21 protein-coding genes and 1 pseudogene are annotated in these 26,985 nt (G+C 63.9%); 18 read left to right on the plus strand and 4 right to left on the minus strand.

All coding sequences use genetic code 11. From position 1 onward, the window contains the following. The first annotated feature begins 301 nt into the window (after positions 1 to 301). From SUTH_RS04990 to SUTH_RS18285, 7 genes and pseudogenes are all read left to right on the plus strand, one after another. Positions 302 to 1,615, plus strand: a complete 1,314-nt coding sequence (locus tag SUTH_RS04990; RefSeq protein WP_084207260.1) for an ABC transporter substrate-binding protein — start codon at positions 302 to 304, stop codon at positions 1,613 to 1,615. Positions 1,616 to 1,646: 31 nt separating this feature from the next. After that, complete coding sequence (gene ntrB, locus SUTH_RS04995; protein WP_041101719.1) at positions 1,647 to 2,564, plus strand: nitrate ABC transporter permease; 918 nt, start codon at positions 1,647 to 1,649, stop codon at positions 2,562 to 2,564. Between the two features lie 2 nt (positions 2,565 to 2,566). Further along, positions 2,567 to 3,358: an ABC transporter ATP-binding protein gene (locus tag SUTH_RS05000; RefSeq protein WP_171817316.1), complete on the plus strand. Its 792-nt coding sequence runs from the start codon at positions 2,567 to 2,569 to the stop codon at positions 3,356 to 3,358. 11 nt (positions 3,359 to 3,369) lie between these two features. Then, positions 3,370 to 5,838 carry a nitrite reductase large subunit NirB gene (gene nirB / locus SUTH_RS05005; RefSeq protein ID WP_041101723.1) on the plus strand — a complete coding sequence of 823 codons (2,469 nt, stop codon included), beginning with the start codon at positions 3,370 to 3,372 and terminating at the stop codon, positions 5,836 to 5,838. Then, on the plus strand, positions 5,835 to 6,146 hold the full coding sequence (gene nirD, locus SUTH_RS05010) for a nitrite reductase small subunit NirD (RefSeq protein WP_041097559.1): 312 nt from the start codon (positions 5,835 to 5,837) through the stop codon (positions 6,144 to 6,146). Before nirB ends, nirD begins: the two co-directional genes overlap by 4 nt. A gap of 195 nt (positions 6,147 to 6,341) precedes the next feature. Then, positions 6,342 to 9,088: pseudogene (locus SUTH_RS05015) on the plus strand (nitrate reductase). Positions 9,089 to 9,153: 65 nt separating this feature from the next. Further along, positions 9,154 to 10,020 (plus strand): FHA domain-containing protein, encoded by an 867-nt coding sequence (locus tag SUTH_RS18285; RefSeq protein ID WP_052473266.1) that lies wholly within the window; start codon positions 9,154 to 9,156, stop codon positions 10,018 to 10,020. Between the two features lie 8 nt (positions 10,021 to 10,028). Here the strand turns inward: SUTH_RS18285 and SUTH_RS05025 are convergent, their stop codons facing one another. Then, a complete protein-coding gene (locus tag SUTH_RS05025) occupies positions 10,029 to 11,300 on the minus strand; it encodes a serine/threonine-protein kinase (RefSeq protein WP_041097561.1) in 1,272 nt (423 codons plus the stop codon). Between the two features lie 261 nt (positions 11,301 to 11,561). On the opposite strand from SUTH_RS05025, the gene htpG reads away from it, so the two are divergent. The 10 genes from htpG (at position 11,562) to SUTH_RS05075 (ending at position 23,498) form a co-directional block, all read left to right on the plus strand. Beyond that, positions 11,562 to 13,487, plus strand: coding sequence for a molecular chaperone HtpG (gene htpG, locus SUTH_RS05030; RefSeq protein WP_041097563.1), 1,926 nt, complete (start codon positions 11,562 to 11,564; stop codon positions 13,485 to 13,487). Beyond that, positions 13,477 to 13,983: a DNA-deoxyinosine glycosylase gene (locus tag SUTH_RS05035; protein WP_231851103.1), complete on the plus strand. Its 507-nt coding sequence runs from the start codon at positions 13,477 to 13,479 to the stop codon at positions 13,981 to 13,983. The genes htpG and SUTH_RS05035 overlap by 11 nt, the downstream gene beginning before the upstream one ends. 65 nt (positions 13,984 to 14,048) lie before the next feature. Further along, positions 14,049 to 16,532 (plus strand): glycogen/starch/alpha-glucan phosphorylase, encoded by a 2,484-nt coding sequence (locus tag SUTH_RS05040; RefSeq protein ID WP_052473268.1) that lies wholly within the window; start codon positions 14,049 to 14,051, stop codon positions 16,530 to 16,532. Positions 16,533 to 16,686: 154 nt separating this feature from the next. Next, positions 16,687 to 17,226: a type II toxin-antitoxin system VapC family toxin gene (locus SUTH_RS19290; RefSeq protein ID WP_148312855.1), complete on the plus strand. Its 540-nt coding sequence runs from the start codon at positions 16,687 to 16,689 to the stop codon at positions 17,224 to 17,226. Positions 17,227 to 17,353: 127 nt separating this feature from the next. Next, positions 17,354 to 17,650 carry a toxin-antitoxin system TumE family protein gene (locus tag SUTH_RS05045; protein WP_041097565.1) on the plus strand — a complete coding sequence of 99 codons (297 nt, stop codon included), beginning with the start codon at positions 17,354 to 17,356 and terminating at the stop codon, positions 17,648 to 17,650. Next, positions 17,631 to 17,978, plus strand: a complete 348-nt coding sequence (locus tag SUTH_RS05050; RefSeq protein ID WP_041097567.1) for an HVO_A0114 family putative DNA-binding protein — start codon at positions 17,631 to 17,633, stop codon at positions 17,976 to 17,978. Before SUTH_RS05045 ends, SUTH_RS05050 begins: the two co-directional genes overlap by 20 nt. Before the next feature lie 39 nt (positions 17,979 to 18,017). After that, entirely contained in the window at positions 18,018 to 18,356 is a 339-nt protein-coding gene (locus SUTH_RS05055; protein ID WP_052473270.1) for a GNAT family N-acetyltransferase, read from the plus strand. 122 nt (positions 18,357 to 18,478) lie between these two features. Beyond that, positions 18,479 to 19,126 carry a 2-hydroxychromene-2-carboxylate isomerase gene (locus SUTH_RS05060; RefSeq protein WP_041097568.1) on the plus strand — a complete coding sequence of 216 codons (648 nt, stop codon included), beginning with the start codon at positions 18,479 to 18,481 and terminating at the stop codon, positions 19,124 to 19,126. A gap of 158 nt (positions 19,127 to 19,284) precedes the next feature. Then, a complete protein-coding gene (locus SUTH_RS18290; protein ID WP_171817317.1) occupies positions 19,285 to 22,155 on the plus strand; it encodes a PAS domain S-box protein in 2,871 nt (956 codons plus the stop codon). Between the two features lie 95 nt (positions 22,156 to 22,250). Beyond that, a complete protein-coding gene (locus SUTH_RS05075) occupies positions 22,251 to 23,498 on the plus strand; it encodes an MFS transporter (RefSeq protein WP_041097572.1) in 1,248 nt (415 codons plus the stop codon). Positions 23,499 to 23,500: 2 nt separating this feature from the next. Here the strand turns inward: SUTH_RS05075 and SUTH_RS05080 are convergent, their stop codons facing one another. Genes SUTH_RS05080 through SUTH_RS18295 form a run of 3 tightly spaced genes read right to left on the minus strand, consistent with a single transcriptional unit; the run spans position 23,501 to position 25,076 of the window. Beyond that, positions 23,501 to 24,268: a fumarylacetoacetate hydrolase family protein gene (locus SUTH_RS05080; RefSeq protein ID WP_041097575.1), complete on the minus strand. Its 768-nt coding sequence runs from the start codon at positions 24,266 to 24,268 to the stop codon at positions 23,501 to 23,503. A gap of 5 nt (positions 24,269 to 24,273) precedes the next feature. Next, positions 24,274 to 24,732, minus strand: coding sequence for a tellurite resistance TerB family protein (locus SUTH_RS05085; RefSeq protein ID WP_041097576.1), 459 nt, complete (start codon positions 24,730 to 24,732; stop codon positions 24,274 to 24,276). Then, positions 24,729 to 25,076 (minus strand): hypothetical protein, encoded by a 348-nt coding sequence (locus SUTH_RS18295; RefSeq protein ID WP_052473274.1) that lies wholly within the window; start codon positions 25,074 to 25,076, stop codon positions 24,729 to 24,731. The genes SUTH_RS05085 and SUTH_RS18295 overlap by 4 nt, the downstream gene beginning before the upstream one ends. Positions 25,077 to 25,188: 112 nt before the next feature. On the opposite strand from SUTH_RS18295, the gene SUTH_RS05095 reads away from it, so the two are divergent. Then, positions 25,189 to 26,976 (plus strand): GspE/PulE family protein, encoded by a 1,788-nt coding sequence (locus SUTH_RS05095; RefSeq protein WP_041097578.1) that lies wholly within the window; start codon positions 25,189 to 25,191, stop codon positions 26,974 to 26,976. Positions 26,977 to 26,985 lie beyond the last annotated feature (9 nt).

The raw sequence follows: 26,985 nt of genomic DNA on the forward strand, positions 1-26,985 counted from the left end.
GCCCGGCCACGCCGGCGCTTCATTCTGGTGCATGGAACTTCATCGGCGCGCTACCGCGGTGCAGCATCCCTCATGTGTCGCCGTATCGCCAGCGCCGACTCCCGACTGCAATTCCCAGCACCGACGCGGCGTTGGGGCAATTTCGGCAGGAGTGGCACAGCGGTTGCTAAGTAGTGCCTGAGTGCCGAATCAAAGGCGGTTCGGTGCAAATGACAACGGTGTCTGTTGCGTCTCGTGGGAGTGCTTCCCGCAGATGCGCAACGGGCGCCGTTTTGCGTTTCAGCCACTAGCGGAGATCGAGATGAACCATGAAGACAAGCTTTCCAACCTGTCCGCGACCAGCGTCGCTACCGAGACTGTCGAGCTTCCCGCTCCTGCCGCGACGGGCCCTTCGCGCCGCGACTTCCTTCAGCTCGCAGGCGGAGCGGCGCTCATGAGCATGGTGCCGCCCGGAGTGCGGTCCGGCGCCTGGGCCGCCGGTTCCGATGCGCCGGAGAAGAAGGAAGTGCGCATCGGCTTCATCCCGCTCACCGACTGCTCCTCCGTCGTGATGGCGGCGGTGCAGAAGTTCGACGAGAAGTATGGCATCAAGATCATCCCGACCAAGGAAGCGTCCTGGGCCAGCGTGCGCGACAAGCTGGTGAATGGCGAGCTCGACGCCGCCCACGTCCTCTACGGCCTGGTGTACGGCGTGCAGCTGGGCATCGGCGGGCCGAAGAAGGACATGAGCGTGCTGATGAGCCTGAACCACAACGGCCAGGCCATCACGCTCTCCAACAAGCTCAAGGACGCCGGCGTCACCGACGGTGCGAGTCTGGCAAAGAAGGTCTTGTCGAAGGATCGCGAATACATCTTTGCCCAGACCTTTCCCACCGGCACCCACGCCATGTGGCTCTACTACTGGCTGGCGGCACAAGGCATCAATCCCTTCAAGGACGTCAAGAACATCACCGTGCCGCCTCCGCAGATGGTCGCCAACATGCGTGTCGGCAACATGGACGGTTTCTGCGTCGGCGAGCCCTGGAACAACCGTGCCATCATGGACAAGATCGGCTTCACCGCGGTGACGACGCAGGACATCTGGGTCGACCATCCGGAAAAGGTGCTCGGCACCACCGCCGACTGGGTGGCGAAGCATCCCAATACCGCGCGCGCCATGACGGCTGCGATCATCGAAGCCGGCAAATGGATCGATGCGTCGCTGGTCAACCGGCGCACGACGGCCGAGACCGTGGCGCAAAAGGCCTACATCAACACCGACATGGACGTGATCCTCGAGCGCATGCTCGGCCGCTACAGCAACGGCTTGGGCAAGAGCTGGGACGACAAGAACCACATGAAGTTCTTCAATGACGGCGCGGTCAATTTCCCCTACCTGTCGGATGCCATGTGGTTCCTCACGCAGCACAAGCGCTGGGGCCTGATCAAGGACGATCCCGATTACCTCGCCGTGGCGAAGAAGGTCAATCGCATCGACATCTACCGGCAGGCGGCCACCGCCGCCGGCGTCAGCCTGCCGAAGAGCGACATGCGCAGCCACAAGCTGATCGACGGCGTGGTGTGGGACGGCAAGGACCCGAAGAAGTACGCCGCGTCCTTCAAGGTGCGTGCCTGATTGATTGTCTGCAATGGAAAAGGAGAGCGGCATGAGCACACTTGCATTGAAGCTGGTCGAAGCGCCGGTCAAGACGGAACCTGCAACCCCTGCCGCCGCGGCTGCGGAGCGTCCCGTGACAACCGAGCGCAGCGAGCAAGCTGTCACCCCTCCCGCGCGGGAGGGATTGGGGGAGGGCGGGCGTGATTTGATGCGCAGAATCATCCCGCCGGTTTTCGGGATTGTCCTGCTCATTGGCATCTGGGCGCTGGCGGCGATCAAGTCGGGCAACATTCCGGGGCCGGACAAGACCTGGGTGGCCGCGGTGAAGCTGTTCTCCGATCCGTTCTATCGCAACGGACCGAACGACCAGGGCATCGGCTGGAACGTGCTCTCGTCGCTGCAGCGTGTAGGGATCGGCTTCGGTTTTGCGGCCCTGGTCGGCATTCCGATGGGCTTCATGCTCGGACGCTTCGCCTTCATGAGCCGCATGTTCGAGCCGATCATCAGCCTGCTGCGGCCGGTGTCCCCGCTGGCCTGGCTGCCGATCGGCCTGCTGGTGTTCCAGAAGGCCGACCCGGCGGCGACCTGGACCATCTTCATCTGCTCGATCTGGCCCATGATCCTCAACACCGCGCAGGGCGTGCAGCGCGTGCCGCAGGACTACCTCAACGTCGCCCGCGTGCTCGGCCTGCCGGAAACCAAGGTCATCACCAGGATCCTGTTTCCCGCGGTGCTGCCCTACATGCTGACCGGCATCCGCCTCTCGATCGGTACCGCCTGGCTGGTGATCGTGGCCGCGGAAATGCTCACCGGCGGCGTCGGCATCGGCTTCTGGGTGTGGGACGAGTGGAACAACCTCAAGGTCGAGCACATCGTCATCGCCATCTTCGTCATCGGCATCGTCGGCCTGGTGCTGGAAACCATGCTGCTGCTGCTGGCAAAACGCTTCACTTACGAAAGCCGCTGATCATGAAGACACTGGTAAAAATCGAGAAGGTCGGACAGACCTTCAACACCAAGAGCGGAAAATTCACCGCGCTGCGCGACATCGACCTGAACATCCGCGAAGGCGAGGTGGTATCGCTGATCGGCCACTCCGGCTGCGGCAAGAGCACGCTGCTCAACCTGATCGCCGGGCTGACCTTGCCCAGCAGCGGCGTGCTGCTGTGCGAGGAACGCGAAATTCCCGGCCCCGGCCCGGAGCGCGCGGTGGTGTTCCAGAACCACAGCCTGCTGCCCTGGATGACCTGTTTCGAGAACGTGATGCTGGGCGTCGAGCAGGTCTTCGGCAGGAAGGAAGGCAAGCCCAAGCTCAAGGCCCGCGTCGATGCGGCTCTGGCGATGGTGCACATGGATCATGCCAGCGGCAAGTATCCGCACGAGATTTCCGGCGGCATGAAGCAGCGCATCGGCATCGCCCGCGCCTTCGCCATGGAACCGAAGATCCTGTTGATGGACGAGCCCTTCGGCGCGCTCGACGCTTTGACTCGCGCCGCGCTGCAGGACGAGCTCAACGGCGTGATGGCCAAGACCGGCGCCACGGTGGTGATGGTGACCCACGACGTCGACGAGGCGGTGCTGCTGTCGGACCGCATCGTGATGATGACCAACGGACCGGCCGCGACCATCGGCGAAATCCTGCGGGTCGAACTGCCGCGCCCGCGCGACCGCCTCGAACTGGCGCATGACCCGCGCTTTGCCGACTATCGCGCCGCGGTGTTCGAGTTCCTGTACCGCAAACAACTGAAAAAGGCCGCTTGAGGATCGCGATCATGAAGAAGCAAAAACTCGTCGTCGTCGGCAACGGCATGGCCGGCATCCGCGCGGTGGAAGAGCTGCTGAAGCTTGCCCCCGATCTCTACGACATCACGGTGTTCGGTGCCGAGCCGCACGGCAACTACAACCGCATCCTGCTCTCGCCGGTGCTGGCGGGCGAAATGACCATCAACGACATCATCCTCAATCCGCTCGGCTGGTATGCCGACAACGGCATCCGCCTGCATGTGGGCAAGACGGTGACGAAGATCGATCGCACCGCGCGCAAGGTCATCGCCTCCGACGGTACCGAGGAGGAATACGACCGCCTGCTGCTGGCCACCGGTTCGATGCCTTTCATCCTGCCCATCCCCGGCCGCGACCTGCCCGGCGTGATCAGCTATCGCGACATCAAGGACACCGACGAGATGATCGCCACCGCCGCCACGCACAAGCATGCGGTGGTGATCGGCGGCGGCCTGCTCGGGCTCGAAGCCGCCAACGGCCTCAAACTGCGCGGCATGGATGTCACCGTGGTGCACCTGATGCCCTGGCTGATGGAGCGCCAGTTGGACAAGTCCGCGGCCGACATGCTGAAGACTTCATTGGAGGCGCGCGGCCTCAAGTTCCTGCTGGAAAAACAGACCGAGGCCTTGATCCGCGGTGAATCGGGAAGAGTCTGCGCGCTGCGCTTCAAGGACGGCCTTGAAATCCCCGCCGACCTCGTCGTCATGGCCGCCGGCATCCGCCCCAACACGGCGCTGGCCGAATCGGCGCGCCTGTATTGCAACCGCGGCATCGTGGTCAATGACACCATGCAGACCTACGACCCGCGCATCTATGCGGTCGGCGAATGCGTCGCGCATCGGGGCATCGCCTACGGTCTCGTCGCGCCGCTGTTCGAGCAGGCCAAGGTCTGCGCCAACCACCTGGCCAATTTCGGCATCGCGCGCTATTCGGGTTCCGTGCTGTCTACCAAGCTCAAGGTCACCGGCATCGATTTGTTTTCCGCCGGCAATTTCATGGGCGGTGAGGGCACCGACGAGATCGTGCTCAACGATCCGTCCGGCGGCGTGTACAAGAAGCTGGTGCTGAAGAACGACACCCTGGTCGGCGCCGTGCTCTACGGCGACACGGCTGACGGCGCCTGGTATTTCCAGCTGGTCAAGGACGCGCAGAACATCCACGAAATCCGCGACCACCTGATGTTCGGCCAGAACCATGTTGGTGACGTCGGCCATGCCGGCAAGACGCTGGCCGCGACCCTGCCCGACGACGCCCAGGTCTGCGGCTGCAACGGCGTCTGCAAGGGTGACATCGTCAAGGCGATCAAGAGCCAGGGCTTGTTCACGCTGGACGAGGTGAGGAAGCACACCAAGGCGTCGTCCTCCTGCGGTTCCTGCACCGGACTCGTCGAGCAGATCCTCGCCTCGACGGTCGGCGGTGCCTACACGCCCGCGGATACCAGGGACAAGCCGATGTGCGGCTGCACCGACCATTCGCACGGCGTGGTGCGCCAGACCATTCGCGAGCGGCACCTGATCACCATTCCCGAGGCGATGCGCTACATGGAATGGAAGACGCCCAACGGCTGCCCCTCCTGCCGTCCGGCGCTCAACTACTACCTGATCTCGACCTGGCCAGGCGAGGCGAAGGACGATCCGCAGTCGCGCTTCATCAACGAGCGGGCGCACGCCAACATCCAGAAGGACGGCACCTACAGCGTGGTGCCGCGCATGTGGGGCGGGCTGACCACGCCGTCCGAGCTGCGCGCGATCGCCGACGTCGCCGACAAATATAAGGTGCCGACGGTGAAGATGACAGGCGGCGCGCGCGTCGACCTGCTCGGCATCAAGAAGGAAGACCTGCCGAAAGTCTGGGCCGATCTCGGCGCCGCCGGCATGGTCTCCGGCCATGCCTACGGCAAGAGCATCCGCACCGTGAAGACCTGCGTCGGCGCCGAGCACTGCCGCTTCGGCACCCAGCGTTCGATGGCGATGGGCGTCAAGCTCGAAAAAATGCTGTTCGGCATGTGGAGTCCGCACAAGGTCAAGCTCGCGGTCAGCGGCTGCCCGCGCAACTGCGCCGAGGCCGGCATCAAGGACATCGGAGTGATCGGCGTCGATGCGGGCTACGAGCTCTACGTCGCTGGCAACGGCGGCATCAAGACCGAAGTGGCGGAGTTCCTCTGCAAGGTGAAGTCGGACGAGGAGGTGATGGAATACTCCGGCGCCTTCCTCCAGCTGTATCGCGAAGAAGGCTACTACCTTGAACGCACGTGTCATTACGTCGCCCGTGTCGGCCTCGACCATGTGAAGAAGATCGTGGTCGAGGACGCGACGAAGCGCAAGGAGCTTTACGAGCGCCTGCTGTTCGCGCTGCAGGACTACGAAGACCCGTGGCAGGCGGCGGTGGCCAAGCCCGCGGTGCGCCGCGAGTACGAGGTCATCCGGATCAAGGAAGTCGCGGCAGAGGTGGTGTCATGAGCGGCTGGATCAAGGTCTGCGCGCTCGACGAGATCGCGCCGCAAGGCAGTCGCGTGGTGGCGTCGAGCCAGGGCGACATCGCCATCTTCCGCACCGCCGACGACGGCGTGTTCGGCCTCCACGACAAATGCCCGCACAAGGGCGGGCCGCTGTCGCAGGGCATCGTGCACGGCGATACCGTGACCTGTCCGCTGCACGGCTTCAAGATCGGCCTCAAGGACGGCGAGGCCGTGGCGCCGGACAAGGGCTGCGCGCGCCGTTTCGAAGTGAAGCTCGACGGCGGCGCGGTCTGGCTGCAACTCACCTGATCGCCGTGTCACCATCCGCAGCGGCGAGGAGAGCGTACTTTGCTCGACCGCCTTGCTGCGCAGGGGGCTCATCAGCGCCGACTTTTTGTATGAAAGGCAGTCCGCAGATTTCGCAGATTGACGCAGATTAGATCAAAGGCGGTCTGTTTTTATCTGCGCAAATCTGCGTAATCTGCGGATAAACAGGGTTTAGTCATGGCGGAAACAAAGAGCACCTGCCCCTACTGCGGCGTCGGCTGTGGAGTGATCATCGAGCACGATGAAACCCGCATCACCGGCGTGCGCGGCGATCCGGACCATCCGGCGAACTTCGGTCGCTTGTGCACCAAGGGCGGCACGCTGCACCTGACCATGACGCCGCAGGTCATGGCACAGCGCCTGACGCGCCCGCAACTGCGCCGCGAAAAGGGTGCCGCGCGCGCGCGGGCAAGCTGGGACGCCGCGCTCGACCATGCCGCGGAAAAGTTCGCCCGCGCCATCGCCGAACACGGCCCGGACAGCGTCGCCTTCTACATCAGCGGCCAGCTCATGACCGAGGATTACTACGTCTTCAACAAGCTGGCCAAGGGCCTGATCGGCACCAACAACGTCGACACCAACTCGCGCCTGTGCATGAGCTCGGCCGTGGCGGGCTACAAGGCCACGCTGGGCGCCGACGCGCCGCCCTGTTCCTACGAAGACATCGATCACGCCGATTGCCTGCTGATCGCCGGCGCCAACACCGCCTGGGCACATCCGGTGCTGTTCCGCCGCATCGAGGACGCGCGCGCCGCCCGGCCGGACATGAAGATCATCGTCGTCGATCCGCGCCGCACCGATACGGCCGAGGCCGCCGACCTGCACCTCGCCATCCTGCCCGGAACCGACATCGCGCTCTACAACGCCATGCTGCACGTGCTGCTCTGGGAAGACCTGGTCGATGCCGACTTCATCCGCGCTCACACCGAGGGTTTCGAGTCGCTGAAGGCCATCGTGCGCGACTACACGCCGGCCATGGCCGCCGACATCTGCGGCGTGAAGGCGGAAGACATCGTCACCGCCGCGCGCTGGTTCGGTCAGGCGCCGGCGGCGCTTTCCCTTTACTGCCAGGGCCTCAACCAGTCCAGCCACGGCACGGACAACAACGCGGCCATCATCCATCTGCACCTCGCCACCGGCAAGATCGGCAAGCCCGGCTGCGGCCCCTTATCGCTGACCGGCCAGCCGAACGCCATGGGCGGGCGCGAGGTGGGCGGCCTGGCCAACCTGCTCTCCGCGCACCGCGACATGGCGAACCCCGAGCATCGCGCGGAAGTCGCGCGTTTGTGGGGCGTGGCGGACGTGCCGGCCACGCCCGGCCTCACCGCGGTGGAACTGTTCGAGGCCGTGCATCGCGGCGAGATCAAGGCGCTGTGGATCGCCTGCACCAATCCGGCGCAGTCGCTGCCCGACCTGGCGCGGGTGCATGAAGCGCTGGCGAAGTGCCTTTCGTCGTGGTCCAGGACGTCAGCGCCGACACCGACACGGCGGCCTACGCCGACCTGCTGCTGCCGGCCGCCGGCTGGGGCGAGAAGGAAGGCACGGTGACCAATTCCGAGCGCCGCATCACGCGCGTCAAGGCGGCGGTGCCGGCGCCGGGCGAAGCGCGGGCGGACTGGCGCATCGCGGTGGATTTCGCGCGGCGGCTGGAAGCCGGGTTGAAGAGTCGGCGCCCGCGACACGGCGGCACGCTGTTTCCCTACGCGAACGTCGAGGAAATCTTCACCGAGCACCGCGCCAGTACCGTCGGCCGCGACCTCGACATCGGCGGCCTCTCGTATGCGCTGCTGGAACAATCCGGACCCCAGCAATGGCCGCTGCGCGCAGGCGCCACGGCCGGCATGGCGAGCCTGTATGCCGACGGCGTGTTTCCCACCGCCAGCGGCCGCGCCCGCTTCACGCCAACGCAGCACCGCCCCTTGGCCGAAGCCACCGATCCGCGCCATCCACTGCACCTCAACACCGGGCGGCTGCGCGACCAGTGGCACGGCATGAGCCGCACCGGCGTGGTGGCGCGCCTCGCCGCCCACGCGCCGGAACCGGCCATCGAAATGCATCCGCGCGACATGGAACGGCGCGGCATCGTCGATGGCGACCTGGTGCGGCTCAAGGGCAAGCGTGGTTCGCTGCTGCTGCGCGCGGCCGCGTCATCCACGCTGCGCCCGGCGCAGACTTATGTGCCGATGCACTGGGGCGGACGCTACATGTCCGGTCTCGGCGTCAATGCCCTGACCCTGCCGGTCACCGACCCCGTCTCGCGCCAGCCCGAACTCAAGCACGCGGCGGTGCAGGTCGAGAAATTCGCCACCGGCTGGCATCTGGTGGCCATGCGCCGCGACGAAGTTGGCAACAACGGGGGCGGCCTGCACGCGGCCCTGCAACCCTGGCTGGCCCGCTTCGACTACGCAACGCTGACCCTGGCCGGGCGCGAATCCACGGTGGTCGTGCTGCGTGCCTGGGGCGGCGCCGAGACGCCGCCGACGACGCCGGAACTGCTGGCCGAACTGGCCGCCGCGATGGGCCTCGACGGGCCGCGAATGCTGGCCTTCGACGACGTCCGGCGCGGTATCGCCAAGCGCGCCCTGATAACCGACGACTGCCTCGCCGGTGCCCTGCTGTGCAAGGAAACCCGCGCCACCGACTGGCTGCTCGACCTCATCGTGCGCGGTGGCAGCACACAGGACCTGCGCAAATGGCTGTTTGCCCCGCTGGCGACCCCGCCCGCCTCCGGCCCGGCGCGCGGCCGCATTGTCTGCAACTGCTTCGATGTCTCGGAAAACGAAATCCGCGCCGAGCTTACTGCCGGCCTCACGCTTGCCGCGCTGACGGAAAAGCGCAAGTGCGGCACCAACTGCGGCTCCTGCCTGCCGGAGTTGAAGCGGCTGGCCGCGCAGGCGGAGGTCCCGCTCCCGCTCGGCGCTTGAAATAGCTGGGCGCCTGGTGGGGTATGCTTGCACCATTGGAAATCTCAATTTTCGAGGGAAGCGGCATGCCGAAGCTGGTTGTTAACGCGAATGGTCACGTGCTTGGGGAATTTCAGGTCAACAAGGACCGGATGGTCATAGGCAGCAAGGCATCCAATGAGATTCCCCTCGACAATGTCAATGCCGACAATGAACATGCGGTAATCAACCGCTGTGGCGATCTCTACGTCATCGAAGACCTTGGCAGCGCCAATGGCACCTTCGTGCACGACAGGAAAATCACCAAGCTGCTGCTCGCCGACGAGGACCTGATTTCGGTCGGTACCTGTCAACTTCGTTTCGTCGAGGAAGATGTCAAGCGTGGCGATGCCAGCCCTGCGGCGAGCAAAGCCAAGGCGCCGATGCCGGGCGCAGCCAAACCGGCACAGGCGCCCCAGGCCAGGCCATCCGCGGCACCGGCCGCCGCCAAAGGACCCATGGCGCCGGGCGAATGCCCGCACTGCGGCTACAAGCGCCTGCCCAAGGATGCGAAGGCGGCGGAAGACAGGTGCCCTTCCTGCAAGATGGGCTATGCCACCACGCCGGGCGCCCTGATGAGCGCCGAGTCGAAAACAGGCGACCGCCTCGAGGTCTATGACAAGGAGGTCGTAATCAAGCGCAAGCTGGGCGTGAAGGTGCTCTTGCAGAGCCTCAAGGGCGACCTGCTGGAAGGCATCAAGGGCGACAAGTACATTCCCATCGACTCGATCGCCTCGATCCAGCTCAAGCCCGCCAGCACCCTGCTCGCCGGGCACATCACCATCGTCCTGCCGGAATCGAAGGAGGGCTTCATGCTCGCCGGGCTGGACGATTGCACCGTCGAGTTCGTCAAGCGCGAGGAAGAGAAATTCCTCGAGATCAAGGCCTTCCTCGACGCAAGGATCGGCCGCTAGCCGCAGCCTCAGTACACGGTGGCCAGTTCGCTGGTCGCCTGCGCCAGCCGGTCAACCAGGATGTTCATGAACGAGCGGTTGAAGCGCAGCTGGCAGTTTTCCGACGCCTTGTGCAGGGAATCAGTCTTGATCTTGAAGAGGGTGACGGCCGTGTCGGCGACGATGGTGGCGGTGCGCGTCAGCGCGCCCTGCCGGATGTAGCACATCTCGCCGAAACAGTGCCCCTTGCCCAGCGTGCTCAGCTTCTTGTTGCCCTTGACCACGTCCACGCTGCCATCGGCGATGACAAAGAAGAAGTTGCCCGTGGTCCCCTCGTCGACCAGGAAGGTGCCGGAAGGCACGCGCCCCCAGATGCTGATGCGCAGCACTTCCCATAGTTCGATTTCGCTGAAGCCCTGAAAGAAGGGCAGTGCCTTCAGCATGTTGAAGCGCTGGGTCTCGGAATCGGCCTCCTTCGGCAAATCCAGCTCCGCGATGGTCGACAGGTCTTCGGTGAACTCGCGCCAGTTGGCATGGCGCTCCGGCGTGTTGCGGCGCAAGGCCTTGGTGACAATGTCGGCCAGCCGCGCCGACAGCGCGGGGCGATGGGTGCGGATGCCGGGTGGGTCTTCGTTCAATATCTTGTGGGTGAGCGCGTAGTTGGTGTCGGCTTCGAAGGGCAGGCGGCCGGTGAGCAGCTTGTACATCACCACGCCCAGGGAATAGATGTCGGTCTGGTAGCTGAGGGTGTCGTTGCGAACCTGCTCCGGCGACATGTAGGCAGGCGAGCCGACCCCGGTCAGCTGCGTCTCGTCGTTCTTTGCCAGGATCGCCGCGCCGAAGTCGGCGATCTTCACTGCGCCATCCTCGCAAAGCATGATGTTTGCGGGCTTGATGTCGCGATGGATGATGCCGTTGCGGCTGGCGAAATCGAGCGCCAGGGCGCACTTGAAGGCGATCTCGATCACCTTGTCCACGGGCAGCAGGTTCTCGACATGGCCGTATTTTTCGAGCGTTTCGCCCTGCACGTATTCCATGACGATATAGCCGTCGTCGCGGCCCAGCGCCGCGTCGTAGATGCCGACAATGTGCGGGTGGTTGAGGCGCCCCGCCAGGGCTGCCTCGTTGGCGATCAACTTGCGGTAGGTATTGCCGTGTTCGGTGTCTGACAGGATCTCGGGTTTGAAGACCTTGATCGCCACCTCGCGATCATTGAACGTGTCATGGGCGAGGTAAACAATGCTCGTCGCGCCCCTGCCGAGCTCCCGGATGATTTCGTACTTTTCAGCAACTTGTTCCATTTACCGTGGGCTCCTCGTGCAGGACAGGAAATCCAAGCAATCGTCAGGAAGTATGGCTGACGCCGGGTGTAGCCGTCAAACGCCGATTTCGGTCGGCCAAAGGTAGCTGGCAGGCCGACGTCCGCCCGGTCCGCCCCTGAGTTCGCCCCTGGGTTCGCCACGGAATCGGTGCCTGTCGCGCGGGCACTTGTCCCTGCTCTTGAAATGGCCTTGGCCGACCCCATATCGGGCCGGTACACTTCGTTTTTCAGGGGATTTTCGATGGCCACCGCGACTCAAGACACTTCCAAAGAAACCCTCGGCTTCCAGACCGAGGTCAAGCAGCTCCTGCAACTGATGATCCACTCGCTGTACTCCAACCGCGAGATTTTTCTTCGGGAGCTGATTTCCAATGCGTCCGACGCCTGCGACAAGCTGCGTTTCGAAGCGCTGCACAACGCCGCCCTGTTCGAGGGTGATTCGGATTTCAAGATACGGATTTCCTTCGACAAGGACGCTAAAACCCTGACCATTGCCGACAACGGCGTCGGCATGAGCCGCGAGGAAGTGATCACTAACCTCGGGACCATCGCCAAGTCCGGCACGCGCGAATTCTTCTCCAAGCTGTCGGGTGACGAAAAGAAGGACGCCAGCCTGATCGGCCAGTTCGGCGTCGGCTTCTACTCGTCGTTCATCGTTGCCGACAAGGTCACGGTGCACACGCGCCGCGCCGGTGCCGAGCCCAATCAGGGCGTGCGCTGGGAGTCCGAAGGCACGGGCGAATTCACCATCGAGATGGTCGACCGTCCGATCCGCGGCACCGAGATCACCCTGCACCTGAAGGAAGGCCAGGACGACCTGCTGTCGAGCTGGAAACTCAAGTCCATCATCCGCAAGTACTCCGACCACATCGTGCAGCCCATCGTGATGAAGGGCGAAAAGTGGGACGACGAGAAGAAGGAGCAGGTCGCCACCGACGAGGACGAGACCGTCAACCAGGCTTCCGCCTTGTGGGCCCGTTCCAAGAACGACATCACCGACGAGCAGTACAAGGAGTTCTACAAGCACGTCGGCCACGATTTCGAGGACCCGCTGACATGGACCCACGCCCGCGTCGAGGGCAAGACCGAGTACACCCAACTGCTCTACGTGCCGGCCCGCGCGCCCTTCGACATGTGGGACCGCAACGCCCGCCACGGCGTCAAACTCTACGTGCGCCGCGTCTTCATCATGGACGACGCCGAGCAACTGATGCCGCTCTACCTGCGCTTCGTGCGCGGCATCGTCGATTCGGCTGACCTGCCGCTCAATGTCTCGCGCGAGATTTTGCAGGAATCGAAGGACATCGAATCCATCCGCAACGGCTGCACCAAGAAAGTCCTCGGCATGCTGGAAAGCCTGGCCAACAGCGAGGACGCGGCGGAGAAGGAGAAGTACGCCAAGTTCTGGGGCGAGTTCGGCCGCGTGCTCAAGGAAGGCATGGGCGAGGACCACGCCAACAAGGACAAGATCGCAGCACTCTTGCGCTTCGCCAGCACGCAGGCCGACACGCCCGACGAAACCGTCTCGCTGGCCGACTACATCGGCCGCATGAAGCCCGAGCAGGAAAAGATTTACTACGTCACCGCCGAAACCTTCAATGCGGCGAAGAACAGCCCGCACCTCGAAGTCTTCCGCAAGAAGGGCATCGAAGTGATCCTGCTCTCCGACCGCGTCGACGAATGGGTGGTCTCGCACCTGACCGAATTCGAAGGCAAGCAACTCGTTTCCGTGGCCAAGGGCGGCCTGGATCTCGGCAAGCTGGAAGACGAAGCCGAGAAGAAGGAACAGGAATCCGCCGCCGGCGAATTCAAGGAGCTGACCGAAAAGATCGCCAAGTCGCTCGGCGAGCGCGCCAAGGAAGTGCGCGTCACGCATCGCCTGACCGACAGCCCGGCCTGCCTCGTGGCGGACGAGCACGATGTTTCCGGCAACCTCGCGCGCATCCTCAAGGCCGCCGGACAGAAGGCACCGCCCTCGAAACCCATCCTCGAAATCAACCCCAAGCACCCGGTGCTGCTGCGCCTGAAATACGAAGAGAAGCGCTTCGACGACTGGGCGGCGGTGCTGTTCGACCAGGCCCTGCTGGCCGAAGGCGGCCAGCTCGACGACCCGGCGACTTTCGTCAAGCGCATGAACCAGCTGATGCTCGAAATGAGTGGCAGCTAAGCCAATCAGACTGACGGGCCTCGCGCCCGTCATCGACGCACGAGCCCGGGTGCTGATCCTGGGCTCGTTTCCGTCCACGGCTTCGCTCGCCGCGCAGCAGTACTACGCCCATCCGCAAAACCAGTACTGGCGCATCCTCGGCGCGGTGATCGGACAGCCGCTGAAAGAGATGGATTACCCGGATCGCATCGCCGCGGTGCGCGCCGCCGGCATCGCCATCTGGGATGTGTTCGCTTCCTGCGAACGCGCCGGCAGCCTCGACACGGCGATACGCGATGCGGTGCCGAATCCGCTGGCAAAGCTGCAAGAGTCGGCGCCGGCGCTACGGCGAATCTGCTTCAACGGCCGCGTGGCGGCAAGGCGCATCCGCGAAGTCGAGGCCATGGGCTTCGAAGCCGTGGTGCTGCCCTCCACCAGCCCGGCCCACGCCGGCATGAACTTCGAGGAAAAACTGGCGCGCTGGCAGGCGGCGCTGCGGAGCGCTCCCGCCGGCTAGGCGGCTGTGGCGGATCGGCGCCCGGCGAGTATCATGACATTCGTCCGCTTCGAGGGAGCACGCCAATGAAAAAGCCCGCCGCCTTGCCCGAGCTCGACCACCCGACGCTCGATGCCGCGTCGATCCGGCGCTCGCTCCACAACCGCCTGGTCTATACGATCGGCAAGGACCCGATCACCGCCACCGACCGCGACTGGTTCCACGCCGCCGCTGCCGTGGTGCGCGAGCGGATGATCGAGCGCTGGATGGAAACCATGCGCAGCTATTACGTGGAAGACCGCAAGCGGGTCTACTACCTGTCCATGGAATTCCTCATGGGCCGCGCCATGACCAACAGCATGCTCAACATCTGCGCCGAGAAGGAATTCCGCGACGCGCTGGCGGCGCTGGGCGAGATGGGGCTGAAGCCGGAGAGCATCAGCGAGATCGAGCCCGACGCGGCGCTCGGCAACGGCGGCCTCGGCCGGCTGGCGGCCTGCTTCCTCGATTCGATGGCGACCATGGGCATCGCCGGCTACGGCTACGGCATCCGCTATGAATACGGCATGTTCCACCAGGGCATCGAGAACGGCCAGCAGGTCGAACACCCCGACAACTGGCTGCGCTACGGCAACCCCTGGGAGTTTCCCCGCCCGGAAGTGCTCTACCAGGTCAAGTTCCACGGTCGCGTGGTGGATTTCGCCGACGAGCACGGCCACAAGCACTACCAGTGGGTGGACAGCGACGACGTCATGGCCATGGCCTACGATTACCCGATTCCCGGCTACGACACCGGCACGGTAAACAACATGCGGCTGTGGGCCGCCAAGGCCAGCCGCGACTTCGACCTCAAGTACTTCAACGAGGGCAACTACATCGCGGCGGTGGAGGACAAGAACGATTCCGAGAATTTGTCCAAGGTGCTCTACCCAGACGACACCACCGAGATGGGACGCGAGCTGCGGCTCAAGCAGCAGTATTTCTTCGTCTCCGCCTCGCTGCAGGACATGCTCTACCGCTTCGCCAAATCGGGCACGCCGCTCGACAACCTGCCGGACAAGGTGGCGGTGCAGCTCAACGACACGCACCCGTCGATCGCCGTCCCCGAACTGATGCGCATCCTGATCGACGAGCATCGCATGGAGTGGACGCGTGCCTGGGGCATCGTCACGCGCACCTTCGCCTACACCAACCACACGCTGATGCCCGAGGCGCTGGAAACCTGGCCGGTACCGCTGTTCGAGCGCGTGCTGCCGCGCCACCTGCAGATCATCTACGAGATCAACCAGCGCTTCCTCAGGGACGTGATGCACCATTACCCCGGCGATCCGGCGCTGTGGCAGCGCATGTCGCTGATCGACGAAGCCAAGGGCAAGCGCATCCGCATGGCGCACCTGGCCATCGTCGGCAGCCACAAGGTGAATGGCGTCGCCGCGATCCACACCCGCCTGATGAAGGAAACCATCTTCGCCGACTTCCACCGCCTGTGGCCTGACAAGATCGTCAACATGACCAACGGCGTGACGCCCCGGCGCTGGCTCAACCAGGCCAACCCGGCGCTGTCGAAGCTGATCACGACGCATCTGGGCAAGGGCTGGCTGAAAGACCTCGACCAGCTGCGCCAACTCACGCCGCTCACCGTCGACGCGGGCTTTTGCGAGGCCTTCGTCCGCGTCAAGCGCGACAACAAGGCGCGCCTGGCGGCGATGATCCAGCAGCGGCTGGCGATCCGGGTCGATCCCGCCTCGCTGTTCGACGTGCAGATCAAGCGCATCCACGAATACAAGCGCCAACTGCTCAACGTGCTGCACGTCATCACGCTCTACAACCGCCTGCGCGCCGGCGGCGACGCGCCGCCGCGCACGGTGATCTTCGGCGGCAAGGCCGCGCCCGGCTACCGCCTGGCCAAGCTCATCATCCGCCTGATCAACGACGTCGCCGACATCGTCAACAACGACCCGCTGGTGCGCGACCGGCTCAAGGTGGTGTTCATCCCCAACTACGACGTCTCCAACGCCGAGATCATCATCCCCGCCGCCGATCTCTCCGAGCAGATCTCCACCGCCGGCACCGAGGCCTCCGGCACCGGCAACATGAAGCTGGCGCTCAACGGCGCGCTCACCATCGGCACCCTGGACGGCGCCAACGTCGAAATCCGCAACGAGGTCGGCCCGGAAAACATTTTCATCTTCGGCCTCACCGCCGACGAAGTCGCGCAGCAGTACGCCGCCGGCTACAGTCCCTGGGTCCATTACGACAACAACGCCGAACTCAGGCAGACCCTCGACATGCTGCGCGATGGCTTCTTCTCGCCCGAGGACCGCGACCGCTACAAGCCGGTGTTCGACCAGCTCACCTACCACGGCGACCACTACCTGCTGCTCGCCGACTACGCCTCCTACATCGCCTGCCAGGAACAGGTCGGCCAGCTCTATCGCGACCCGGCGGCATGGACGCGCAAGGCCATCCTCAATGTCGCCGGCATGGGCCAGTTTTCATCGGATCGCACCATCGGGCAGTATGCGAAGACGATCTGGAATGTGGAGCCGGTGGCGCGAACGGCGGGCTAGGGCCGCACGTCTGAAAGTCGGCGCTGGGGGTACGGTGAATTTGTTTGGGGGACCGATGCCAGGGAGGATTGCGGACGTGCGCAGTTTCATATTCAGCCTGAATGACGGAAAGCATTCCGTCATTTAGGCGCCACATTTATCGTTAGATTTCCCAATGAGACGCTCCCGTACTCCACAAGTCGGCCTCGATTCACAGTGCCTTTCGTATCTTCTCGACGGCATAGCGGGTATTTCTGAACCAACCGATCCCTTAGCCCCCGAAAAGATTGCGTTGTTGCGCTCTTGGTTCTATCGGTCAGGCACTTTTACCCTTACCCAAACCGTTGCCGCTGAGGTTGCTGACATTCCAAATCCAGAGCGCCGGGAGCTTCATCAGAGCTTTATGCGAACCCTGTTCCTTGACTACCCGGTGCAGGACGCTCAAGCAGTACAAAACCGCGCGGAGCTTTTTCAATCCGAGCACCCAAAGCTAAATGATTGTCGTGTTCTTGCGGAGGCCGAAGAACTTGGGCTTGATGTCATGCTCACCTACGACAACAAATTCTGGAAACGCCTTCAAAATTCATCGGCAACTACGATGCTCGTTAAGCCCTCCACCTATTGGGCCGGCTTGGGAGTGCCCCGCGGCGCACAGCCGAAAACTTTGCCCGACCATACCAACCCACTTAGTTCGCAATCGTGGTGGCGCTGGTAGGGAAATCTAACTCTGCGCTCGACCTTAAGTGATAAGGGGTCGGGCTCAAATGGAATTCGGCCCTCGTCGCCACGCTTGAGCGTTGGACTGATTGACAACATCCGGACATGTTGGCACTATCTCCAACATGAAAGCCGTTCAGCTTGTTGACTCTCGCATCGTCTACTCGGGGTCGGCGTTTGCGGAATTGGTGCTGTGGCGCCTTCCGAAGCCACTCGAAGGGTCGGCGCACGCGTTCAAGTACCGGCTGGCCTATGTCGTGCGTGGACAATGCGTCCTGCGCTACGACAACGAAGCGGGGAAGGGCGATCACCGGCATTTTGGCAAAAAGGAAAGTGCCTACGCTTTTACTACGCCGGATCAATTGATCGCCGACTTCCAGAAGGATATTGCGAGGTGGAACCATGAAAACAGTAACTCTTGATGTGCGACCCCCTGCCGACTCCATGGCTGATTTTGCGCGCGTCTGGAAGACCGGGAAGGCCCAAAAGACTGCGCGTATCAGCTTTGCCACTCCCGAGTTGCTGTGGAGGGTGCTGACCGAAAAACGCTGGGAACTGCTCAAGGTGCTTTGCGGGGCTGGGCCGGTGTCCATCCGCGAAGCCGCACGTCGCGCTGAACGCGACGTAAAGGCCGTGCACGGTGACGTCACTGCGCTGCTCAACGCGGGAGTGCTTGACAAGACGGAGGACGGTCGGATCGTTTTCCCGTATGAGGCGGTGAAAGTCGAGTTTCTATTGCAAGCCGCGTAGTGCGGGTGATTTCAGACGCAGGTCCTTCCGGATTTCATCATGGCTTTGACCATCCACCAGGGCTACCTGCCCGGCTGCATCGGCAGGATCGTCGAGCTTCACGCGCGCTATTACCGCGAAAGCACCGGATTCGGCCTGCCCTTCGAGAGCAAGGTGGCGCGCGAGCTTGCCGCGTTCTGCGACGCCTTTGACGGCGAGCGCGACGGTCTCTGGCTGGCGCTGCGGGATGGCCGCATCGAGGTCTCGATTGCCATCGACGGCTCCCGTGCCGGGCAGGACGGCGCGCATCTGCGCTGGTTCATCACGTCGGACCAGCTGCGCGGAACGGGCGTCGGCACGGCCTTGCTCACCGCGGCACGCAATGGGGCGCCGAGGTGAATGAACAGCGCTTCGAGCGCCAGGGAGTCGGCGCTGGCGCTACGGCGTGACGGCGTCGAAATGCCGCATCCTGAATGAAGAAGACTATCGCGGCCCGCTGGCCTTGATTCCGGAGAAGACCGATGACGCAAACCATTCCCGCCCGCTGGTATTTCGATCTCGTTTCGCCTTTCGCCTACCTGCACTTCAAGCGCTTCGCCGAACTGCATCCGGCCCTTGATGTCGAGTTGGTGCCGGTGCTCTTCGCCGGCCTGCTCAAGCACTGGGACAACAAGGGGCCGGCCGAGATCGTGCCGAAGCGTCTGCACACCTACCGCAGTTGCGTCTGGAGCGCATCGCAGCACGGCATTCCTTTCCGCCTGCCGCCGCGCCACCCGTTCAATCCGCTGCATGCGCTGCGCCTGCTGGTGGGGCTCGGCAGTCCGCGCACGGCGGTCGATGCGGCCTTTGATTTTGTCTTCGGCGAGGGGCGCGATGTCGCCGGGGAGTGGCCGCTGTTCTGCGCGCGCCTCGACGTCGGCGCGGCCGAGGCCGCCACGCTGATCGCCGATCCCGCCGTCAAGAAGCAACTCATGGACAACACCGCGCACGCCGCCGCACAGGGCGTCTTCGGCGTGCCGACGCTGGTCGTGCGCGGCGAGAACTTCTGGGGCAGCGACACGATCGCGTGGTGCAACGCCTTTGTCGATCAGCCGCGGATGTTCGAAGCGGGAGAGATGAAGCGCGCCGCCGAAATCGGGATCGGTGCCGCGCGCAAGGAAGCGGGCTGAGGTTCGTTTCATCGGTGCCGGCTGTTTCGCAGCCTTTCGATCCGGCACGCAGTTGCTGACAATCGACACCGCGCTCGTCGTGTCGGCCCCGGGAAATGCGGCCAAAGAGAAAAGACCGGAGTAATATTGTGGGCAATCGCTGCATCCGGTGTTTTCCCATGAGTACAACGAAACACGCTGTGAAGCATGCCGCCTCCAATTTCGGTCTCAAGAACATGCTTCTTTGGACGTCCGTTGGCTGGTCTGCCATGATCTTCGCCCTTGTTGTCTGGGACCAGTGGGGGGCTTACGTCGCATCGCTTGACAATGTGCGAGCCACCGCGAGGGAAAGTTTCAGCAAGGATGTGGTGTATCGACGCTGGGCCTCGATACACGGAGGCGTGTATGCCCCGGTGACACCTCAGACGCCTCCCAATCCGAACTTGTCCCATGTTCCGGAAAGAGACATCACTACCCCGTCAGGCAGGAAACTGACGTTGATCAATCCGGCCTACATGACACGTCAGGTTCATGAGCTGGGACAAAATGATTTTGGCTCGAAAGGGCATATCACAAGCTTGAAGCCCCTCCGGCCCGAAAATGCCCCGGATGAGTGGGAGCGCCGCGCCCTGGAAGCATTTGAACGGGGTGAGCAGGAAGTATCGTCTGTCGAGCCGATAGGCGGCGAGGCATACTTTCGCTTCATGCGCCCGCTCATTGTGGAGCAGGCCTGCCTGAAGTGCCATGAGGCACAGGGCTACAAAGTCGGCGATATTCGCGGCGGAATCAGCGTTTCCCTCCAGTGGGCACGCTACAACGCATTTCTTTGGAGCAAGCTGTTTTTTCATCTCGCCATATACGGCGGGATCTGGGTCATTGGGCTTTTTGGGGTGCGCTATGCCGGTAGCCAGATACGGGCCCGTTTGTCCGAGCGCACTCAGGCAGCGAAGCTGGTTCAGGCAAGCGAAGCACGCTACCGCGCGGTTGCGCAATCCGCCAGTGACGCCATTGTCACTGCCGACAGCACGGGAAAGATCATTAACTGGAATCGGGGTGCCGAAACCACATTCGGCCACACCGAAGCCGAGGCCATGGGGATGTCCCTGACCGAATTGATGCCAGCGAGATATCGCGACCGGCACGCTGGCGGATTTGGCCATGTAATGTCAGGAGGCGAGCCGCGCACCAAAGGCAAGGTGGTCGAATTGTCGGGATTGCGCAAGGACGGCAGCGAATTCCCGATCGAGGCCTCGCTGTCGCATTGGGACGTTGCCGAGGGACGTTTCGTCACGGGAATCATTCGTGATGTCACCGAGCGCAAGCAGCGGGAGGAGGTCGATGCCTTCCTCTCGCTCGCCGGCAGCAGTTCGATGGACGAGCCATTTTTTGACGCGCTGGCCCGGTTTCTCGCCCGGAACCTCGAAATGGACTACGTGTGCATCGACCAGCTCGAAGGGGAGGGATTGAGTGCCCGGACATTGGTTGTCTGGCACGATGGCCATTTCGAGGACAACGTCACCTACACGCTCGATGACACACCCTGCGGCGATGTCGTGGGCCAGAACGTCTGCTGCTTTCCTTCCGGCGTATGCCAGCACTTTCCCCGCGATCAGGCGCTTCAGGGTCTGCGGGCGGAGAGTTATGTCGGCGTGACGCTCTGGAGCCACGCCGGCAAGCCAATCGGCCTGATCGCGGTTATTGGTCGTCGCCCGCTGGCGAACCGCCTGCACGCCGAAAGTACGATGGCGCGGGTCGCCATGCGCGCTTCCGGCGAACTGGAACGCTTGATTAACGAGGTCGAAATCAAAAAGCTCAATGCCGACCTCGAACAGCGGGTCCTCGCCCGTACGGCAGAACTCGAAACGGCGAATCGTGCGCTGGCGGCCGCCAAGGAAGCCGCCGAAGCCGCCAGCGTCGCCAAGAGCCAGTTCCTGGCGAACATGAGCCATGAGATTCGCACGCCGATGAACGGCATCCTGGGCATGGCCAGCATCCTGCGCCGCGAGGGCGTCACGTCCAGGCAGGCACAACGCCTGGACACGATCGACACTTCCGCCAAACACCTGCTATCCATCCTCAACGACATCCTCGACCTGTCCAAGATCGAAGCCGGAAAGTTCGTCCTCGAAGAGGCACCGGTCGTCGTCAGCAGCCTGCTGGCCAACGTCAGTTCGATCCTGTCCGATCGAGCCAGGGACAAGGGGATCGGGTTCTTTACCGAGGTCGAAGCATTGCCGCGCAACCTGGTGGGAGACCCCACGCGATTGCAGCAGGCCTTGATCAACTACGTCGTCAATGCCATCAAGTTCACCGAAAAAGGGGCCGTGACGCTGCGTGCCTTCAAGCAGGAGGAAAGCGCCGATTCGGTGGTCGTCCGATTCGAAGTGCAGGATAGCGGGATCGGCATATCGCCCGAGGCAATGTCCAGGCTCTTCAGCGCATTCGAACAGGCCGACAATTCAATGACGCGCAAGTACGGCGGCACCGGTCTCGGATTGTCCATTACCCGGCGTTTTGCGGAGTTGATGGGAGGCGAGACGGGTGTGGAGAGCTCTCCGGGAGCGGGAAGCACCTTCTGGCTGACCGCGCGACTGAAGAAACGGGGCGCGGACGTCGCTGCAACGATATCGGCAGCGAGCATGGATGCCGAGGCGCGCATTCGCCAGGAGTATCCGGGAGCGCGCATTCTTGTCGTGGATGACGAGCCGATAAACCGGGAGGTGGCCTTGATGCAGCTGGAAGCGGCCGGGCTGGTCGTGGATGCCGCGGAAAATGGGGCAGAGGCAGTCGCCCTGGCCGGGAAGACCGGTTATGCGGCGATCCTCATGGACATGCAGATGCCGATTCTGGACGGACTGGAGGCGACGAGACAAATTCGCGGGCTTCCGGGATACCGGCAGATCCCGATTGTTGCCATGACCGCCAACGCGTTTGCAGAGGACAAGGCGCGCTGCATCGATGCCGGAATGAACGACGTCCTGGTCAAGCCGTTTGACCCTGATCAGCTGTTTGCGGTGTTGCTGAGCTCACTGGATCGATCCGGCGCATAACGCGGAACCGGGCGCCACGGCCATCCGCGGGAAGATCCGGATCGCGCTCGCGAACGACGTAGAATCGTTTCACCGCGGCTCACATCGTTCGACGCATGCCTTCGCCATATGCTCCCGAGACCCTTTGGCGCGACGGCAACTACCGCCGCCTCTGGTTCTCGCTGCTGATCAGCGCCTTCGCCGGGCAAATCGGCGCGCTTGCGCTGTCCCTGACGGCGGCCGAGGTGCTGCGCGCGACGCCGACCCAGATCGGCATTCTCGGTTCGATGGGCACCCTTCCCTTCGTATTGTTCATGCTGCCCGCCGGCGTGGTGCTCGACCGGATTCGCAAGCTGCCCGCCTACCTGTTCGGCGAGGTGGTGATGAGCCTGATGTTCCTGTGCATTCCGGTCGCGATGGTGCTGGATCGCCTCGACATGGGGCTGCTGTATGCCGTCGCCTTCGTCGGGGCATGCGTTTCCGTGGTCTCCGGCACCGCCGGGCAGATCGTGCTGACGCAGCTGGTGCGTCGCGGGGAACTGATCGAAGCCCACGGCCGCAACCGCATGGCCCAGGCGTTCGCCGAAATCGCCGGGCCGGGCCTGGCCGGGATGCTGATAAAGCTGGTCGGCTTCCCGCTGGCGATTTTGCTGAACTGCGGCCTGATGCTCTGGAGCGCGGTCGTGCTGCGCGGCCTGCGCGTCGACGACCAACCCGCCGCAACGCGGCCGGCGGGGTTCTGGCCCGAGCTGCTCGAAGGGATTCGATTCGTCCGGCATGACCGCCTGTTGCTGACGATGGCCTTGTCGGTCGGCGGCTGGCAGGTTTTCCAGACCGGCGCGATGGTGACCCAGGTCCTGTTCGCCACGCGCGAGCTGGGCTTGAGCGCGATGGCCTTCGGCTTTTGCCTGGCCGGGGCCGGCGTCGGCACCGTCGTCGCCGGTGCGTGGGGGCATCGCCTGGCGGCGCGCATCGGCCCCGGACCGTCGATGATCGTCGGCATGGCCGCCAGCGGCATCGGCTGGCTGCAACTGGCGCTGGCGCCCGGCGGCGGGCTCGGGGTGGTTGCGTTCGTCGTGATGCTGGTCTGCCTCGGCGGCAGTGTCGTGCTGATTTTCAGCAACCTGCTGGCGCTGCGCCAGGCGGTTACGCCGGCGCCGCTGCTGGCCCGCATGACCAGCACCATGCGCTGGCTGACGCTGTTTCCGGCCTGGCCGGGCGCCTTGCTCGGCGGCGTGCTGGCCGAGCGCTTCGGCCTGCGCTTCCCGCTGCTGGTCGGCGGGCTCGGCGCGATCCTGCTCGCCGTACTGCTGTGGCGCTTCTCGCCGCTGCGCTCGGTCAGGCAACTGGGTGCCGCCGCCTGATCTCAGGCGAAGCGATTGACCAGCCGGCCGACGCCGTCGATCGCCACCTCGACCGTATCGCCCTCGCGCAATTCTCCGGCGCCCACCGAGGTGCCGCAGGCGATGATGTCGCCGGCTTCGAGCGTCATGTCGTGCGAGATGCGGCTGACGATTTCGGCCGGCGAGAAGAACATGTCGCTCACCGGGTAGTCCTGCCGTTCTTCGCCTGAAACGATGGCGCGCACGCGCAGGGCGGCCGGGTCGATGTCGGTGGCGATGACCGGGCCGAAGGGGCCGAAGCTGTCGAAGCTCTTGGCGCGCGTCCAATGCACGAAGGCCGGATCGAGGCGCATCAGGTCGCGCGCGGTGACGTCGTTGACGCAGGTGTAGCCGAAGATCGCGGCCGGCGCGTCGGCCGGTGCGATGGCGCTGGCGCGGCGGCCGATGACGATGCCGAGCTCGGCTTCGAACACCACCATGCCGCCGTAGCCCGCCGGGCGGCGGATGGTTTCGCCGTGGGCGGCGAAGCAGGTGCCGGCCTTGAGGAAGTAGAGCGGATGCGCGGGGCGTTGCAGGCCTTCCTTCGCCGCGCGCTCGTGGAAGTTGTTCCACAGGCCGAGCATCTTGCCCGGTTTGCAGGGCGTCAGCAGGCGTACCTCGGCCAGCGCGAAGCGCTGCGCGGTTTGTTGCGGATGATCGAACATGTCGCCGCGCCAGGCGGTGACGGTGTCGCCGTCGAGGGTGCCGAAATGTTCCGCGCCCGCGGCTTCGAATCGCAGCCAGAGTGCCATGGCGTTCAGCCGCTTTCCCGCGCCCGCTGCTTGGCGGCGACGTAGTCGGCGTGCGGGACGTAGAGCAGGTCGGCAATCTTGCGCATGAAGTGCTGCTCGTGGGCGTCGAGGTGGCCGTCGGCATACGCCACCTGCCACAGGTATTCGACGACCTGGATTTTCTGCCCGGCGCTGAAGTTCTTGTTGATGAGCGAGGTGAACTGGAAGTAGTCGGTTGCCTGGCGCGCCTCGTCCGCCGCCAGCACCAGGAGCGTTTCGACGTCTTCGGCGCGAAGCCCGAAGCGGCCCTGCAACAGCTTCGTCACGGCCGCCGTTTCCTCGGCGGTGACGGCGCTGTCCATGCGCATCATTTCCAGCAGCAGCGCCGCCGTGGCGAGCTGCAGTGCATGTTGCGACGCGGCGCCAGGCTCCTTGGCGCCCGGTTCGATCATCTGGGTGAAGAAGTTCCTGATGCCGGCAATCATGATGCTTTCTGTTTCCGGGCCTTCTTTTTCTTCTTCCGCGGCTGTTCGTCGCGCAGGCATTTTTTGAGTTCCTTGCCGGTCTTGCCCTTGCAGACTTCCTTGGCCTTTTGCGCCGCTTCGCAGCGCTGCGGGTTTTGCGCCTTGCTGCAATCCACCGGCGGAATGCTGGCGTCGAGGCAGGCGCGTTTTTCGGCGCCGCGCTTCTCGCCGCAGCTCTTCAGGGCGGCCTGGCGCGCTTCGCAGCGGGCCGGGTCGCGCGCCTTGGCGCAGTAGTCGATTGCGGACTGGGCGAAGGCGGGCAGGGCGAGCAGGGTGCCCGCGGCCAGCATCAGCAATTTCTTCATGCGGTATCTCCCGGTGTCTCGAATGAAATTGGAGCCGGGATAATACCCCGGCATTGAGGCCAAGCCGGCTGTCGGCTATAGTTCGCCGTGTCACCAGCGCCGACTTTCCGCCATGAACCACGCTTCGCACAAGGAACACCGCCTGACTCTGCCTGAAACCGTCGATGCCCTCGTCGCCGATGGCCTGGTCGATGCCGAAGAAGCCGCCCGCTTCAAGCAGGAGCGGCGCTACTACAAGGGCGAGGTGCATCCCCTGATCGCGATTGCCGAGCAGCGCTGGAAATCGTTGCAGCCGCCGCACCGCGTGCTCGACCTGGACGGCCTGACGCAATGGCTGGCGAAGTGGTCCGGGCTCGACTACTTCCACATCGATCCGCTGAAGATCAATTTTTCGGCCGTGACGGAGGTGATGAGCAACTCCTACGCGACGCGCTACCGCATCCTGCCGGTCGAGGTGAAGTCGCACGAGGTGGTGATCGCCACCGCCGAGCCCTTCCAGCGGGCGTGGGAGGCGGAGATGCTGCCAATCCTGCGCAAGGACATCCGCCGCGTCATCAGCAGCCCGGACGACATCACGCGCTACCAGGTGGAGTTCTACAACCTGGCCAAGTCGATCAAGGGCGCGCTGGGCAAGGGCGACGTCACCGGCGGCGCCGCGAACTTCGAACAACTGGTGGAGCTGGGCAAGGGCAACAAGCAGTTCGACGCCAACGACCAGCACATCGTCACCATCGTCGATTGGCTCTGGCAATACGCCTTCGAGCAGCGCGCCTCGGACATCCACGTCGAGCCGCGGCGCGACCTGGGCATCGTGCGCTTCCGCATCGACGGCGTGTTGCATCAGGTGTATCAGATGCCGATGGCGGTGCTCAACGCCATGACCAGCCGCATCAAGATCCTCGGCCGCATGGACGTGGTGGAAAAGCGCCGCCCGCAGGACGGCCGTATCAAGACGCGCACCCAGGACGGGCAGGAGGTCGAACTGCGCCTGTCGACGCTGCCGACGGCCTTCGGCGAAAAGCTGGTGATGCGGATTTTCGATCCGGAAGTACTGGTCCGCGATTTCTCCGAACTCGGTTTCGCCGACGACGAAGCGAAGACCTGGCACAGCATGTCCGCCCAGCCCAACGGCATCATCCTGGTGACGGGCCCGACCGGCAGCGGCAAGACGGTGACGCTGTACTCGACGCTGAAGCAGCTGGCGACGCCCGAGGTGAATGTCTGCACGCTGGAAGACCCGATCGAAATGGTCGAGGCCGCCTTCAACCAGGTGCAGATCCTGCCCGACATCGGCATGGGCTTTGCGGAAGGCATCCGCTCGCTGATGCGCCAGGACCCGGACATCATCATGGTCGGCGAAATCCGCGACCTGGAAACCGCCGACATGGCGATCCAGGCCGCGCTGACCGGCCACCTGGTGCTGTCGACCCTGCACACCAACGACGCGCCATCGGCGATGACGCGGCTGATCGATCTGGGCGTGCCGCCCTACCTGCTGTCGGCGACCGTGCTCGGCGTCATGGCGCAGCGCCTGGTGCGCACGCTGTGCCCGCATTGCAAGCAGCCCGGCGGCCTGCGCGCCGAGGACGAAGCGGCATGGACGGCGCTGGTGGCGCCCTGGAAATCCAGCATGCCGACGCAGATCTATCGTCCCGTGGGCTGCCTCGAATGCCGCATGACCGGCTACAAGGGACGCATCGGCATCTACGAGATCATGCCGATGTCGCTCGACATCAAGAAGCTGGTGGCCGGCGGCGTCGAGTTGTCGAAGCTGCGCGAGCAGGCCATGCGCGAAGGCATGAAGCCGCTGCGCATCGCCGGCGCCAAGAAGGTCGCGGCGGGGCTGACCACGATTGAGGAAATCATCAAGGTCGCGCCGCCGATGTTCGACGCGGGCTGATCACCTCGG

It is taken from the genome of Sulfuritalea hydrogenivorans sk43H, from assembly GCF_000828635.1.
Classification (GTDB): Bacteria; Pseudomonadota; Gammaproteobacteria; order Burkholderiales; family Rhodocyclaceae; genus Sulfuritalea; species Sulfuritalea hydrogenivorans.